A 312-nucleotide genomic window follows, 5' to 3' on the forward strand; every position below is an offset into this window, starting at 1 on the left:
ATAAATATTTATTTGAAAACTGTATTACCTGAACTACTGATGGTGCTGGAGCTGGTTATATTAAATATCGCGATGAAAAGTTCTTTTCAACAAATGTTTCTGGGGTATTATTAGGTTCTCCAGAATATTCAAATTATTGCACTGCACATAGTTTGAATAATGTTGCATACAAACATGTTTCAAGTTCAGGAATACCAAAATTAATGAACAATGTGATGCAGAATATTAAAATATGATTACCTGAAACAACTGACGAAATAAAAAATTTATCGAATTTACTAAAAAGATGAAGTGTTGCCATATCACTTCTTC

General features: G+C 29.5%; 1 protein-coding gene. It reads left to right on the forward strand.

From position 1 onward, the window contains the following. A partial coding sequence (locus tag OF365_RS03260; RefSeq protein WP_263818175.1) for a restriction endonuclease subunit S occupies positions 1-312 on the forward strand: 312 nt, incomplete at both ends.

This window comes from Ureaplasma zalophigenitalium (assembly GCF_025780055.1).
GTDB classification, from domain to species: Bacteria; Bacillota_I; Bacilli_A; order Mycoplasmatales; family Mycoplasmoidaceae; genus Ureaplasma; species Ureaplasma zalophigenitalium.